We start from the raw sequence: 14,770 nt of genomic DNA on the forward strand, positions 1-14,770 counted from the left end.
GCTCCGAGCATGACGATCGATGGTCTCGGACGGTTCGGTGTATGGCGTGGCTACCAGGGATTCACGCCCGAGGATGCGAGGGAACTGGAGGGACTCGGCTACAGCACGCTGTGGCTGGGCGGCTCACCACCCGCCGATCTGCCGGTGATCGAAGACCTGCTGGCAGCCACCGAGGCGCTGCACGTCGGCACCAGCATCGTCAACATCTGGACGGCTCCCGCGGCCGAGGTCGCCGCCTCGTTCCACCGCATCGAAGCCCGGTTCCCCGGGCGCTTCCTGCTCGGCATCGGAGCAGGCCATCCCGAGTTCAACGGCCCCTACCGCAAGCCGTACGACGCGCTGGTCGAATACCTCGACGAGCTGGATGAAGCCGGTGTCCCGCAGGAGCGTCGCGCGCTGGCCGCACTCGGGCCGCGGGTGCTGAAACTGGCCGCCGACCGCACCGCGGGCGCCCTGCCGTACCTGGTCCCGCCTGCGCACACCGCGTCGGCCCGAGAGGCCCTCGGCCCGGCCCTGCTCGCCGTCGAGCACAAGGTTGTCCTGGACGATGACGCCAACCGTGCCCGTACGACGGCTCGCCCTGCCGTGCAGATGTACCTGGGCCTCGGCAATTACGTCCGCAATCTGCGCCGGTTCGGTTTCAGCGAATCCGATGTGACCGCACCCGGTACCGATGACCTGATCGACGCACTCGCCCTGCACGGCTCGGCGGCCGTGGTGGCCGAGCGGCTGCGTGCCCACCTGGAGGCGGGCGCCGACCATATCGCGGTCCAGCCGCTCGGCGCGGACTACATGGCCGATCTGCGGACGTTGGCGCCTGCTCTGATCCACCCGGCCTGAGTCCGGCGGAATCGTCCTAAGAGACGGTTAGGAACGGACCCGTAGCCTTCCCTGGACCCTGTGACTGCCGACACAGTGGTCTCCGACGGTGCAATGCCGCGCCGATAGAGGAGGGCTTCAGGTGACAACGACACAGGCCGGTGGTGAACGGCGAGTAGTAGCGAACGTGCTGCGCGGCTCGATCGGCAATCTCGTCGAGTGGTACGACTGGTACGTCTACGCGGCGTTCAGTGTGTACTTCGCGAAGGCGTTCTTCCCCGACGGTGATCCCACCGCGCAGTTGCTGTCCACGGCGGCGGTCTTCGCGGTCGGGTTCATCATGCGCCCGATCGGCGGTTGGGCGCTCGGGCGCTACGCCGATCGCTTCGGGCGACGCTCCGCGCTCACCCTCTCGGTGACGGTGATGGCCGCGGGCTCGCTGATGATCGCCCTGACACCGGGCTTCCAGACGATCGGTATCGCGGCGCCGGTGCTGTTGTTGCTGGCGCGGCTGCTACAGGGGCTGTCGGTCGGTGGTGAATACGCCACCAGCGCGACGTATCTGTCGGAGGTGGCTTCGGCGGGCCGTCGCGGCTTCTACTCCAGCTTCCAGTACGTGACGCTGGTGGCAGGTCAGCTCACCGCGCTCGGCGTGCAGATCGTCTTGCAGCAGGTGCTCACCTCCGAGCAGATGCACAGCTGGGGCTGGCGGATCCCGTTCCTCATCGGCGCCTGCGGTGCCATCGTCGTGATGCTGCTGCGGCGTGGGATGGACGAGTCGGATTCGTTCAAGGCGGTCGCGAGCAGCGGCGACAACGATGCCGACGCAGCGGCGAGCAGCTCGCGAGGTTCATTGCGAGTCCTGCTGCAGTATCCGCGCGAATGCCTGCTCGTGGTCGGGCTGACCATGGGCGGCACGGTTGCGTTCTACACGTACACGACCTACATGCAGAAGTTCATGATCAACACCTCCGGCATCTCCAAAGACACCGTTGCCTGGATCAACTTCGTCGCACTGCTGTTCTTCGTGGTGCTCCAGCCGCTGGCGGGAGGCCTCTCGGACCGGATCGGCAGGCGGAAGCTGCTCATTTTCTTCGGCGTTTCCGGCACCTTGCTGACGGTGCCGATCATGTCGGTGCTCGCCCACACCACCAACGCGTTCGCGGCGTTCGGTCTGATGCTGACCGCGCTGGTGATCATCACCGGATACACCTCGATCAACGCGATCGTGAAGGCCGAGTTGTTTCCGACCAAGATCCGCGCGCTCGGCGTCGGCCTGCCCTACGCACTGACCGTCGCGGTGTTCGGTGGTACCGCCGAGATGATCGCACTCGCGCTGAAGAAGGCCGATCTCGAGGCGCTGTACTTCTTCTACGTCGCCGGATGTATCGCCATCTCGCTGATCACCTACTACTTCATGCGCGAGACGTCGGCCGAGTCCACCATCGACGCCGAAGCCGCCGTCGGTGCGGGCACGACCGAGCCGGAACCGGAGATGGCCGCCGTGCGTGGCTGACCGAACCGAACACGCGCCGATCCTGCTGTGGGAGGATCGGCGCGTGCGGCTGGCGGTGGTCGAGGACGACGACGGCGTAGGCGATGCCCTGGTGGAGGCGCTCACGGCGCGCGGCTACCGGGCCGAACGCATGCGCCGAGGCGCAGATCTGCTCATCGCGCACCGCGACTACGACGCCGTCATCCTCGATCTCGGTCTGCCCGATGCGGACGGCCTGCAAATCCTGCGTCAGCTGCGTGAGGTCAGCGCGGTGCCGGTAGTGATCCTCACCGCGCGCAGCGATGAACGATCCATCGTGCGCGGTTTGCGCGGCGGCGCCGACGACTATGTGGTCAAACCGCCGCGGATCGCCGAACTGATGGCGCGCCTGGAGACGGTGATGCGCCGAGCGGCGGCGGTGGCGAAGCAGGCACGGACCGAGGTCGTCACCGGCGACGTTCGGGTGGACCTGCGCGCGCGGGTGGTGGAGGTGGCAGGTACCCCGATCCCGCTCACCCAGAAGGAATTCGAGCTGGTCGAAGTTTTGGTGGAACGGCCTGGATCGGCAGTGAGCAGGCAGCAGTTGATGGATCGGATCTGGGGTGATGCGTTCGTGGCGGTATCGCGCTCGCTCGATGTCCACATGACCGGGTTGCGGGCGAAACTGAACCGGCCGGGGCTGATCACCACGATCCGAGGCTACGGGTATCGGTGGGGCGAATGAGGACCACCAGCCCGACCAGGAGGCCGGTATGCGTCGCCGACTCCTGGTAGCCCTGACGGTTTTCGCGGCGATCGCGGTGCTCGCGTTCGCGGTGCCGTTGTCACTGACCGCAGCGACGAGCCGCACCCAACAGCTCGTGCTCGGCCGTTCGGGCGACGCCGACCGTTTCGCCACCCTTGCCGACGGGGCGGGCTCGGCGGGCGGTGTACAGGCCCTTGCCGACGAGGTCGCTCGCTACCACGAGCTGTACGGCGAGAACGTGCTGGTGGTGGACGCGCGGGGGATGTCGATCGTCAATGCCGGGGTCGACGTCGACGACCCGCGAATCATGGCGGCAGTAGCGGCGGCGCGGCGCAATCAGCGACCGCAGCACGTGGACCGGCTGACACCGTGGAGTGATCCGGTCATGCTCATCGCGCGCCCGGTCGGTACCGGCGTGCAGGTGAACGGGGCCGTGGTGATCGAGGCATCCACCTCGGCGGCCCGCACCGCGATCGCGCGGGTGTGGGCTGTGATCGCCCTCGGCGCGGTCGGCGCGATGGTGGTGTTCATCCTGTTGGCGCTGGTGCTCAGCCGCTGGGTGCTGCGTCCGCTGGCCGCCATGTCGGACGCGGTCGCAGAACTCACCGCGACATTGCCGAAGCCGGCACCGCGGAGGCGCCGAGCCGTCGACGCGGGCGGTGAGCGACCGGCCGCGCCACCGGAGCAGAGCGGTGATCCGAGCGCGGCGCCGATCACCCGAAGGTACGGTGGGCCGCCCGAGGTCCGCGCGCTCGCGGAATCGGTCGACGCCATGGCGGCTGCGGTCGCCCATTCCGCCGATGCCCAGCGCCAATTGGTCGCCGACACCGCGCACGCCATGCGCAATCCGCTGGCGGCGTTGACGATCCGACTGGATTCGTTGGAAGAGGCGATCCCGGAGCGTGCGTCGTCCACGTTTCGTGGCGCGAGCGCGGAGGTCGAGCGGTTGACCGCCCTGCTGGACGCGCTACTCGAGTTGGCTGTGGCGGAGGCGCCACCGGCCTTCGGTGCCGCAGCCTCCCCAGATGAGTACTGCGATGCGACCCAAGTTGTTGCGGACCGAATCGACGCCTGGACACCTGCTTTCGCCGAATCGGGAATGCGGTTGACCGCGGGGGTCCCGGCCGCCGGTACCGAGTCGACTCATACCGATCGGGCCGACCGGGGTTCGGCAATCGCGAGGGCCGGCATAGCGGCGGCCCTTTCCGATTCGGCGGTGCAGAACGTGCCGGTTCCGGGCGCGCACACCGGGCCGCGAGGTTCGGGTGCCGAGAGCCCGCCGGTGACCGACCCGGCCGCCTCCCGGTCGGCCGAGAGCAACCGGTCTACCGACATGGCGATCAATTCGGCGGCGCTGGCGCAGATACTAGATGTGGCGCTGAGTAACTCGTGCCGGTACGCGGGCCATGGTGCTCAGACGATCGTCGATGTGATGACCGAGGCCGGCTGGGTGATCGTCCGGGTCTCTGATGACGGAGAGGGCGTCGAACCGGGCGAGCTCGACAAGCTGACCTCGCGGTTCTTCCGCGGCGCGACAGCGGCGGCCGGTGGCACGGGGCTCGGCCTGTCGATCGCGCAGGCGCTGACCAACGCCAGGGGTGGCACGTTGACAGTGACGTCCGTGCAGCCGCACGGGCTCGCCGTCGCAGTGCGATTACCGGCGGTGAGTCGATGAACGGGCCGCCGCTCTCCCGACGCCGGGCCTTGGTCTTGGCCGCGCTCGCGTCGGCGAGCATGTTCGGCTGCGGCACCAACGACCGGACAATGGTGCGTCTGGCCTCCGGCGAGGACGGCGGCTTCTACTACGCCTTCGCGGGCCTACTCGCCGCCACGGCTGAGTCCGAATCCGACGTCATCCGCATCGAACCGCTGGAAACCGCTGGCTCGCAACAGAATCTGCGAATGCTTGCCGACGGCGAGGTCGATACCGCGCTGGCGCTGGCGGATTCGGCAGGCGATGACGGCGGGCGGGTGGTCGCGCTGGGCCGGGTGTACGAGAACTATCTGCAGCTGGCGGTGCGCACGGAGGGTCCCATCCATGAGGTATCGGAACTGCGCGGGCGGCGGGTGAACCTCGGTGCCGAGGGTTCGGGCGCGGCGGTGACCGGCCGCAGGCTGTTGGCAACCGCGGGACTCGACCCTGCCACTGACGTCACGGTCGAGCACCGCCCACTCCGTGAGGCAGCGCAGGCACTGACCGACGGCACGATCGATGCGTTGCTCTGGGCCGGTGGCGTCCCGACCGGTGCGCTGACCGTGCCGGATCCCATGCGTCTGGTGGACCTCGGCGCGTTGGCCGGGCCGATGCGGGATCGGTACGGCCCCGTCTACGACCGGGTCGCGATACCCGCCGACGCCTATCCGGGCAGCCCGGCGGTGCACACCATCGGCGTCGCCAACCTGCTACTCGCCGCCGCGACCCTGCCCGACGAGGCGGCCGCCGCCATCGTCGAACTGCTGGTCTGGCACGCCGATGCGCTCGTTCCCGCCGAGGCCGCTGGCACCCAGTTCCTGGATGGGCGATTCCTCATCGGCACCGGAACGGTCCCATTGCATCCCGGCGCCGCCGAGGTCTACCGGCGCTGGCACGGCTGAGCGGTCAGGAGCGCACCATCCGGGCGATCGCGTCGGTGGCTTCCTTGATCTTGGCGTCGGCTTCTGGGCCGCCCGCCACCGCGGCATCGACGACGCAATGGCTGATGTGGTCTTCGAGCAGACCCATCGCCACGGCTTGCAGCGCCTTGGTCATCGCGGAGACCTGCGTCAAGATGTCGATGCAGTACTTCTCTTCTTCGACCATGCGCTGCAGACCGCGGGCCTGGCCTTCGATACGGCGCAACCGCTTGAGGTAATCGTCCTTCGCGGTGATGTAACCGTGCGCGGAATGGTCGTGCGCGGTGTGGTCGTTGTTCGACGGGCTGGGTGTCACCGACTGCCTCCTCGTTGCCGGCCGGGTCGGCGGCCTGACGTCTTAATACCCCCCTAGGGTACACCGCATGGCGGAAATTGTCAGGTGAGCGCGTCGCGCAGCGGCTTCGTGGACGGCGCCCGCCGCTCGGCGGCACGTCGTGCCACCGCGATACCACCGATGACCAGCACCCCACCCACGAGCTGCACCGGCCGCACCCGCTCGGCGAGCAGCAGCCACGACAGCGCCACCGCGAACAGCACCTCGCTCAGCAGGATGAGTGACATCAGCGTTGCGCCGATCCGCGCCGCACCCGCCACCCCGCACAGATACGCCACCACCGTGCTGATCGCGACGAGCAGAGCAAGCGATACCGCCACCGGAATGCTGTGCTCGGCCAGCGTCGCTTCGCGCCCGCCGAGCATCACCGGCAGCACACCGAGCGCCGTCAGCGTCCACATGCTCGCGGCAGCGACCGTCAGCCCGGTGCCGAGCAGCACCACCGGGGAAAGCGAATCCGACGTGCGGGCCGACAGCAGGAAGAACGCGGCATTGCACAGCATCGACAACCCCGCCCACCCGAGGCCTGCCAGACTCAGCCCATCGGCCGAGAACACGTCGATGACCAGCGCGGAACCGGCGAGTGCGATCCCGGCCCCGAGTAGCGTCACCGCATGCGGGCGGTGCCCGCGCACCACCCAGTTCCATCCGATCACCGCCACCGGCGCCAGGAACTGAATCATCAACGTCACGCCGACCTGCAGGTATTGCAACGACAGGAAGAACGACGCCTGCACGCCCGCCACCGCCACGACACCGAACGCGCCTATGGTGCGCAGATGTGCCGCGCAGCCCCGCAACCCGCCCGGATCGGCGACCGCTGCCAGCCCGAGCATGATCACCGCCGCCCCGGTGAGCCGGACCACCAACACGGCCCCCGGCGACCAGCCTGCGACCATGACCGACTTCGCCAACGGGCCCGAACTGGCAAAAGCCAGTCCGCTGCCGACGGTCAGCCATATGCCCACACTCGCCCGCGACAACCCTGCCTCCTACCTGCCCACCGAATCATGACGGCCGATCCGGTACCCCTCGGCACCGGGGTGCGGTCGGGACCGGGACAATCGTGGCTATGAGCTCGCATGCCCGGCCCGCGATCGCCGTCATCGGTGGCAGCGGCTTCTACGATTTCTTCGACACCGAGGCGGTCACCGTCGAGGTGGACACGCCCTACGGCGCGCCGAGCGCGCCGGTCGCGGTCGGGGAAGTCGAGGGGCGGTCTGTCGCGTTCCTGCCGCGCCACGGCAAGCGGCACGAGTACTCCCCGCATACGCTGCCCTACCAGGCGAATATGTGGGCATTGCGGTCGCTGGGCGTGCGACGGATCTTCGCGCCGTGCGCGGTGGGCAGCTTGCGCCCCGACTGGGGTCCCGGCACGGTCGCCGTCCCGGATCAGATAGTCGATCGCACCTCGGGACGTCCGCAGACCTTCTTCGACGGCGGCGGCGTGCACGTGTCCTTCGCCGACCCGTACTGCGACGAACTGCGCACCGCCGCCATCGGTTCCGCCACCGACGCACTGCCGATGCGGGACTCGGGCACCATGGTCGTGGTGCAGGGCCCGCGCTTCTCCACCCGCGCGGAAAGCCGCTGGTTCGCCGCACAGGGCTGGGAATTGGTGAACATGACCGGCCACCCGGAAGCGGTCCTGGCCCGGGAACTGGAAATGTGTTACGCCGCAGTCGCTCTGGTGACAGATCTGGACGCCGGTCTGGAAGAGGGCGACGGCGTGCACGCCACCGACGTCTTCGCCGAATTCGAAAAGAACATCGCGCCGTTCAAGGCGCTGGTCCGGCGCGCGATATCAGCCGTCGACGGCACCGACACCTGTGCGCACTGCCGGGTGCACGCCGGGGTCTCATTGCCGTTCGAACTGCCCTGACTCCGGGCGCGCTAGGCTCGCGCCATGGTCACCACCCCGTTGCGACTCGAGGTCATCATCGCCAGCGTGCGACCGGAACGGTTCGCGCCGGTAGTCGCCGACTGGTTCCTGCGCGGGGTGCGTGACCGGCCGGAATTCGATACGGGCGTCATCGATCTCATCGACACCCCGCTCCCGAACGACCTCACCGAAACGCCGGAAGTGCAGCGGTTTCGTGCCCGGCTCGCCGCCGCGGACGCCTTCGTGGTCGTCACCTCCGAGTACAACCACGGTTATCCGGCGTCACTGAAAACCGCCATCGACAGCGCCAAGCGCGAATGGCGGGCAAAGCCGATCGGATTCGTCGCCTACGGCGGGCTGTCGGGTGGTCTGCGTGCGGTCGAACAGTTGCGTCAGGTCGTCGCCGAGGTCCACATGGTGTCGATCCGGGAGACGGTCAGCTTCCATCGAGCGAAGAAAAGCTTCGATGCCGCGGGTGACACTCAGGACGGTGCCGCCATCGATGCCTCTGAGCGGATGCTGCGCCAATTGGCTTGGTGGGGGCGTACTTTGCGATCCGCGCGGGCGTCGGACCCCTATCCGGGGTGACCGGCGTGCGCTACTGGTGCGCCATGGCGCGACGTCCGCGCGGCTGGCCGATGTAGGTGGCCTCCCGCGGAATCGACACCAGCGTCAGATCGACCTGCGCGGTACCGGTACGCAACACCACGTGGTTGCCGATCGCGCCCGGCTGCTGGATCGAAAGATCCGGCTTGGTCGCGGGCCAGCCCATCGGATCACCGGTCACATAGATCGTGGTGACACCGGCGTGTGGCGCGGGTGCGAGCACACCATCGACAACGGTCGCGGTGAATCCGGCATCGGACTGATGGGTTTCCACCGCGATGGTCAGGCGCTCCGGGTTGCCGATCGTGGTGACCAGGTTCTCCCAGGCATGTCCACGGTCGGTGCGGATCAGGATGCGCTCACCGACAGCGAGGGCGCGGAACACCAGCTGCTGAGCCAGGTAGAGTTCGCCGGCCAGGTACACCGTCGAGATACCGGCACCGATGATGCGGACCGCGACACCGTTGCCCTCATCGTCGGAGCCGATCAACTGACCGCAGCCCGACGACGGTAGATGCAGCGCGCCGATCACATCGATCGGGTACTCCGACATCGGCACGGTGTCGTCGACGTTCGGGATGGCGATCGGCAGATGCGCGAGCAGACCGTCGCGGTGCCTGCCGTTCATCGACACCATGCCCTCATGCTTGGTGCGTTCGGGCAGCTCGCGCGCCGTCAGTCGCCATGCCGCACCGATATTCACCGAATCGCGGCTGCTACCGGGCCGCAACCGGACCGCGACGGTGGTGCCGCGCGAGGGTGCCACCCACAGCTGGGCCAGCAGATCCGAGCCGAGCCGCTTCGGGTCGACCGCACCACCGATATTGACGCTGTTGCCCAGCTCGGCGTAGCGCCAGCGCTGCGTCAGCGTCCGTGGGTCGTAGCCGCCGGTGATCTGCAGGACCGCCTTGCGGATTTCTGGCGCGGTGAGGATACGGGCGTTGCAGTCGGCGTCCTCGAGCGCGCGCATGATCCGCTGGGTCGCAATCGTCACCGCACGGGACGCGCCGTCGTTTCCGCCACCACGTCGTTCAGCCGCACCGGGGCAGGCCACCGCGTCGAAGCTGATGGCGAGCCACACCGTGCGGTGCGCGGTGGCCGGCAGCGGACCGAGCAGCGATTCGTAGATCGTGCCTGCCGGAGTACCTGCCCGGCTACGGTGCCCATGGCTGATGATGTCGATGCCACTGAGCAGAATGTCGTGCTGGGACAGGCACTGCGCCAGTTCGGGCAGCGGCAGCAGATGCGAGGCGTGCACGGTGGTGCGGGCGATGCGGGTCAACCCGCCCTTGGGGGCGAGGACCTCGACAACGGTCACCACACGGCTGCCGTCCCAGTACAGGCCGAGCGAACGGCCGTCGGGACCGCGGAAATCGACGGTGTCACCGATCTCGTACTCGCGCTGAACCAGATAGCCGGTGCCGGTGCCGATCCAATCCAGCAGCACCCGCCGACCGACCGGGATCAGCGGGATCAACGCGACCACCACACCGACGCCGACGGCGGGCCAGACGCCGAGCCCGGCCAGCAGCGTGATCGCACCCGCGATGAGCCCCACGAATTGCGCGATCATCAGGTTGCGCAGTGAGATGCGGCCCAGAAGCGGGCGCGGTCCCGCGCCGGCAGGTTCGGCCATCGTCGTCCCCCAAGTACCCGTATCGGCCGCTTTCTCTGTGGCCGAGCTGAACAAGAGTCCTCGGGAACTGTACTGTGTTCCGCGGACGCGAGCACTGTTCGGGGGAGGAAACATGCCTTCAAAACCCACTACGCGCTGGCAGGTGAGCGGTTACCGCTTCCTGGTACGCCGGATGGAGCACGCCCTGGTGCGCCGGGACGTGCGAATGCTGCACGATCCCATGCGCTCACAGTCGCGCGCCTACGCGGCCGGGTTGGTTCTCGGCATCGTCGTGCTGGCCGGCTGTGGTGTGCTGGCGCTGCTGCGACCACAGGACAAAATCGGCGACAACAAGATCCTGATCGGCAAGGAATCGGGTGCGGTGTACGTCGTCCTCAACGACGTCGTCCATCCCGCGCTGAATATCGCCTCGGCGCGCCTGGCCGCCGGTGACGCGCCCGACGCTGTCATCGTCAAGGAGTCCGAGCTGGGCAGCAAGGCCCGTGGCCCGCTGATCGGTATCCCCGGTGCGCCAAGCGTGCTGAACGTCGACAAGGACGGCAACGGCCGGACCTGGTCGGTCTGCGACTCCATGAAGATCGACGGCGGCCGCGACCTGACCACCGCCGTGCTGGCCGGCGACCCGGAACTCGGCGAGAAGGCCTCGGTCATGGGCGCGGACAAGGCGCTGCTCGTGCAGGGCGACGACTCGGCCTACCTGATCTACGAGAACAAACGCGCCCGAGTCGATATGACCGACCGGGCCGTCACCGATGCCTTGAATATCACCGGTTTCACACCGCGGCCGATCAGCGAGGGTCTGCTGAACGCGATTCCCGAAGTGCTCGAGATCGAGCCACCGCAGATCGTCGATCCGGGCGGGCTTCCGGACAAGCCGGTGGGCGATTTCCGCAACGGCACCGTCGTTCAGGTGTCGACCACCGGCGAGGCCGAGAACTACGTCGTCCTGCGCGATGGGCTGCAACGGATTTCGCCGTTGACCGCCGACATCATCCGCAATTCCAACCCGCAACCGACGGGTGACACCACGATCAACCAGACGGTGCGCACCAGGGCGGATGTTTCGAATGCCCTGCGCGTCGAGAACTACCCGGTTACCGCGCCGTCCATCGTCGACGCCAAGGACCAGCCGGTGAGCTGCCTGTCCTGGAAGCCGATCCCCACCGCCACAGTGGATTCCGGTAACCAAGCCGAGCTTTCGGTGATCATCGGCATCAACCTCCCGATGTCGGACAAGGCCAAACTGGTCCCGCTGGCCCAGGCCGACGGCTCCGGCCCCAACGCCGACTCCGCCTACATCCCCCCGGCTTCGGGCGCCTACGTCCAGACCACCGGCATCGAGCCCGACAGCCGCCGCAAAGACAGCCTTTTCTACGTCGCCGACACCGGCGTCCGTTACGGCATCAAGAACGCCGAGGCCGTGAAGGCGCTCGGGTTGCCGGAAAACCCGGAACCCGCGCCGTGGCCGATCGTCGGGTTGCTTGCGAATGGGCCGAGCTTGGGCCGTGAAGAGGCGATGGTTGCGCACGACGGTGTGGCGCCGGATCCGTCACCCGCACAGAAGCCGGTCGCGGCTGCGAAGTGATTCGACCAGGAGTGGGCCGCCAGATGGGGGCCCACTCCTGTTATGTATGCGGTTGTTGGTGGATCCGACCACCGTCAGTCCTCGCGGACTCCGAACCGTCGGCGGATCGGGAACGATGCCAGATAGCCGAGTATCAGTCCACCACCGATGATTCCGGTGCCGATCAGTGCGACGTTGCGCGCCAGGTTGTCGGGCGGCGGCGGGGGAGCGGGGACCGGGAGTTGGATGCTCTGGGCCGGGCTCGGCTGTTTGGCCTGCAACGGGGCGTCGGAAACCTCGTTGGTGAGGGCCGCGACGGGATCGACTGCGCCGTAGCCGATAAAGGGGTTCCAACCCTCGGCGGGTGCGTGGGCGGTGGCTTGGAGACGCTTGATGACGTCCTGGGCGCTCAGATCAGGGAAGCGCGACCGAACCAACGCGACAACGCCCGAAACGTACGGTGCGGCAAAGCTGGTGCCCTGCAGGGTGGTGATCTTGTCCGGTTCGCCCTTGGCGACGATTGTTCCGTCGGTGAGGGTGTCCAGCGAAACGATCCCCTCGCCTGGCGCCGCGATGTCCACCCATGGGCCGGGCACCGTGAAGTCCGACGGTTGGCCGGTCGGCCCGATCGAGCCGACCGTCAAGACGTAATCGTCATAGCGCGCCGGGGTGACGTTCGTGGTCAGGTTCTCCCATAGGTCGGCGGTCGGATCGAGCGGGTCGACGTCGGGATTGCCGGCCTGGCACTTGGAGGTTTGGTCCATGTTCCCGGCCGCGGCCACGACCACCACGTTCTTTTCCACTGTCGCGTAACGCAAGGCCGCGCCGAGCGCCGTGTCCGCAGGGTTGTGTGATCCCGGTACGCAGGCGACCAACGAAATATTGATCACCGATGCGCCGCGGTCGGCAGCTCGCCGCACTGCCGAGGCCAGCGCGTCGATATTGCCGTACCCGTCGGGCGGATCCTCCGGGCGCTGCTCGGTTGAGCGGCCCTTCCGCTGAAACTTGCTGCTGGTCTGCCGGATCGACATGATCCGAGCCTCGGGAGCGACACCCGAAAAGCCTTGACCGTCCACGGAGCTGGCCGCGATGATTCCCGCAACCACGGTGCCGTGCGCATCGCAGTCCTGCAGGCCGTCGCCCCCGGCGGCGACATAATCCCCGCCGGGTATCAGCCCCGGCAGTCGCGGATGCGGGGCGACACCGGTGTCGATGACCGCAATGGTCTGTCCGGCTCCGCGCGAGAATTGCCATGCGTGCGGTAGATCGAGCGCTCGCTGCGGCGCCGGAATGGTCGGCCCATCTCCGCCGAGCTGAGTACTCGCGCACGGCGTGTTCGACTTCTGCTCGGTAGGTTCCGGCGGCGCCGCCGGATCACCCGCGGGCAATCTCCCCGTGTCGATCGGCGGCGGCCGATCCGCGTGCGCCACGCCTTGGCCGAGACTCAAACCGAACGACGCGCTGAAACCCAGCGTCAGGGCGGCGGCCGTGACGCGGAGGCGCCCGCTCACAGCCCGCGGACGAGGGAGTAGAGCGAGGCCACCCAGAAGACAAGGGGCAGCACGGCTGCGACGAACGCGTATTCGAGCAGTTCGACGGCCCGGCGCATCGGCGGCGTCGCCGACTGGTTCGGGATGATGATGCCGAGGATCAGCGCGCCGATCAGCATCGCCATCGCGGCGCCGAACACCGCGAGCGGCTGTTCGGCCACGAAACCCATTCCGACCATCAGGATCAGCACGATCGACGCGCCACCCGCGACCAGCACGACCGCCTGCTCGGCGCCCGCATAGGTGCGGCTGCGGAACATGAGCACCACGGCGCAGACAAGCGCGAGGGCGATGCCCTGCCAGTAGTAGCCCTCACCGGTGGGGTCGGTAGCCGCGAGCGCGCCGATCACGGTGACCAGCGTGGTCGCGGAGACCAGGCCGCTCAGGTACATGCGGGCGCGTTCGGACTTGGCGCGCAACGCCTCCATGGTTGGCAGCGCGCGGTGATCGTCGGGATCGTCCTCGGTCGGGTCGATCGGAGTTCCCGGGGAGGGCACTGGTGGCAGCGGCAGTTTCGACAGCAGCATCGAAACTCGCGGTGCCAGTGACAATCCAGCGAGGCCGAGGGCAGCGGCGACCGCGCCGATCGCGCGTACCGACTGATCGGTCAGCAGACCGACGAGCGAGGCCGGAACGGCGTAGATCGCGAGAGCGCCCGCGCCGATGAACACGCCGAGCCCGACTCCGGTTACTCGCCAGGCGAGGATCGCCGTCGCGCCCAACAGCACCGAGCCGAGCAGGAAATTCGCCCACCCGTAATGATCGGGGACGATGAGCATGCCCGCGGTGAACGAGGTCGGCAGCGCGCAGCCGCCGAGCACGAGCGCGGTCGCGGTGTCGCCGTACATCCGGCTGAGCACCATGCCCGCGACCACGAGCAGGATCGTCACGCCGAGTGCGATCGAGCCGGTGATCCAGCCCGCCATGGCGTCCGGAGCGGCCAGCAGGCCGGTGCACCCGGCGAACATGGTGAATGCCGCCAGGATCGAGCCGGTGATGCGCGCGGTTTTCGGCGTCCAGCCCTTGAAGTGGTCGGCGTCGGCGATCGCGACGTTGTACATGATGTCGTCGAACAGCGGCGTCGGCGCAGTGTGGGCCGCGCTCTCCAGCATCAGCAGCTCACCGTCGCGGACACCGTGCTCACCGAGGCTCAGCGAGTTGGAGAACGGGGGGTGGCCGATGCGGGCGAGCACCCATTCGGCAGGCTCGAAGCGTTCACCCTCGTTGTCGAAATCGTTGGTGCGGCTGTGCTGGGCGACCATGTCGACCACGCTCGGAATCACCAGGGCGACCGGTACATCCACCGGGATGGCCATATCCACCTGAGTGTGTTTGGCCAAAATGGTGACCCTGGTCAGATCGGGTGCGCGGACGATGCCGCGTGAGGATTCCTCCTCGATGTGGTCAAGTCGCGCGTGCGTCAAGGCTCCCCCAACTCGGTCGCTACCTCGTGTTTTCCGCACCCCGCCGGCCCGAGCGGAGCTTGCGAACCCATGGGTCCGGGC

At 67.9% G+C, this 14,770-nt stretch carries 13 protein-coding genes; 8 read left to right on the forward strand and 5 right to left on the reverse strand.

Translation table 11 applies throughout. From position 1 onward, the window contains the following. The first annotated feature begins 9 nt into the window (after positions 1–9). The 5 genes from GV792_RS22035 (at position 10) to GV792_RS22055 (ending at position 5,654) form a co-directional block, all read left to right on the forward strand. The gene (locus GV792_RS22035; RefSeq protein ID WP_163826189.1) at positions 10–840 is read left to right on the forward strand and encodes an LLM class F420-dependent oxidoreductase; all 831 of its coding nucleotides are present in this window, start codon (positions 10–12) and stop codon (positions 838–840) included. A gap of 121 nt (positions 841–961) precedes the next feature. Further along, positions 962–2,335, forward strand: a complete 1,374-nt coding sequence (locus tag GV792_RS22040) for an MFS transporter (protein ID WP_163826190.1) — start codon at positions 962–964, stop codon at positions 2,333–2,335. A 43-nt stretch (positions 2,336–2,378) separates the two neighbouring features. After that, positions 2,379–3,038 carry a response regulator transcription factor gene (locus GV792_RS22045; RefSeq protein ID WP_163826231.1) on the forward strand — a complete coding sequence of 220 codons (660 nt, stop codon included), beginning with the start codon at positions 2,379–2,381 and terminating at the stop codon, positions 3,036–3,038. Between the two features lie 28 nt (positions 3,039–3,066). Further along, positions 3,067–4,734, forward strand: a complete 1,668-nt coding sequence (locus tag GV792_RS22050; RefSeq protein WP_163826191.1) for a sensor histidine kinase — start codon at positions 3,067–3,069, stop codon at positions 4,732–4,734. Next, entirely contained in the window at positions 4,731–5,654 is a 924-nt protein-coding gene (locus tag GV792_RS22055; protein ID WP_163826192.1) for a TAXI family TRAP transporter solute-binding subunit, read from the forward strand. Before GV792_RS22050 ends, GV792_RS22055 begins: the two co-directional genes overlap by 4 nt. Positions 5,655–5,658: 4 nt before the next feature. On the opposite strand, the gene GV792_RS22060 is transcribed toward GV792_RS22055, so the two are convergent. Beyond that, complete coding sequence (locus GV792_RS22060; RefSeq protein WP_163826193.1) at positions 5,659–5,988, reverse strand: metal-sensitive transcriptional regulator; 330 nt, start codon at positions 5,986–5,988, stop codon at positions 5,659–5,661. 80 nt (positions 5,989–6,068) lie between these two features. Beyond that, positions 6,069–6,941: an EamA family transporter gene (locus GV792_RS22065; protein ID WP_256670430.1), complete on the reverse strand. Its 873-nt coding sequence runs from the start codon at positions 6,939–6,941 to the stop codon at positions 6,069–6,071. A gap of 158 nt (positions 6,942–7,099) precedes the next feature. Here GV792_RS22065 and GV792_RS22070 point away from each other — a divergent pair, with 158 nt between their 5' ends. Then, entirely contained in the window at positions 7,100–7,909 is an 810-nt protein-coding gene (locus GV792_RS22070) for an S-methyl-5'-thioadenosine phosphorylase (protein WP_163826195.1), read from the forward strand. A gap of 24 nt (positions 7,910–7,933) precedes the next feature. After that, positions 7,934–8,497, forward strand: coding sequence for an NADPH-dependent FMN reductase (locus GV792_RS22075; protein ID WP_163826196.1), 564 nt, complete (start codon positions 7,934–7,936; stop codon positions 8,495–8,497). A gap of 10 nt (positions 8,498–8,507) precedes the next feature. Here GV792_RS22075 and eccE read toward each other — a convergent pair whose 3' ends face one another. After that, complete coding sequence (gene eccE, locus GV792_RS22080) at positions 8,508–10,151, reverse strand: type VII secretion protein EccE (protein WP_163826197.1); 1,644 nt, start codon at positions 10,149–10,151, stop codon at positions 8,508–8,510. A gap of 112 nt (positions 10,152–10,263) precedes the next feature. Between eccE and eccB the strand changes: the two genes are divergently transcribed. After that, positions 10,264–11,736: a type VII secretion protein EccB gene (gene eccB, locus GV792_RS22085; RefSeq protein ID WP_163826198.1), complete on the forward strand. Its 1,473-nt coding sequence runs from the start codon at positions 10,264–10,266 to the stop codon at positions 11,734–11,736. A gap of 74 nt (positions 11,737–11,810) precedes the next feature. On the opposite strand, the gene mycP is transcribed toward eccB, so the two are convergent. Together mycP and eccD are read right to left on the reverse strand one after the other, a co-directional pair. After that, complete coding sequence (gene mycP / locus GV792_RS22090) at positions 11,811–13,226, reverse strand: type VII secretion-associated serine protease mycosin (RefSeq protein WP_309138605.1); 1,416 nt, start codon at positions 13,224–13,226, stop codon at positions 11,811–11,813. Beyond that, positions 13,223–14,689, reverse strand: a complete 1,467-nt coding sequence (gene eccD / locus GV792_RS22095) for a type VII secretion integral membrane protein EccD (protein WP_163826199.1) — start codon at positions 14,687–14,689, stop codon at positions 13,223–13,225. The genes mycP and eccD overlap by 4 nt, the downstream gene beginning before the upstream one ends. Positions 14,690–14,770: the final 81 nt, after the last annotated feature.

The organism is Nocardia cyriacigeorgica (assembly GCF_010868145.1).
Taxonomy (GTDB): domain Bacteria; phylum Actinomycetota; class Actinomycetes; order Mycobacteriales; family Mycobacteriaceae; genus Nocardia; species Nocardia cyriacigeorgica_D.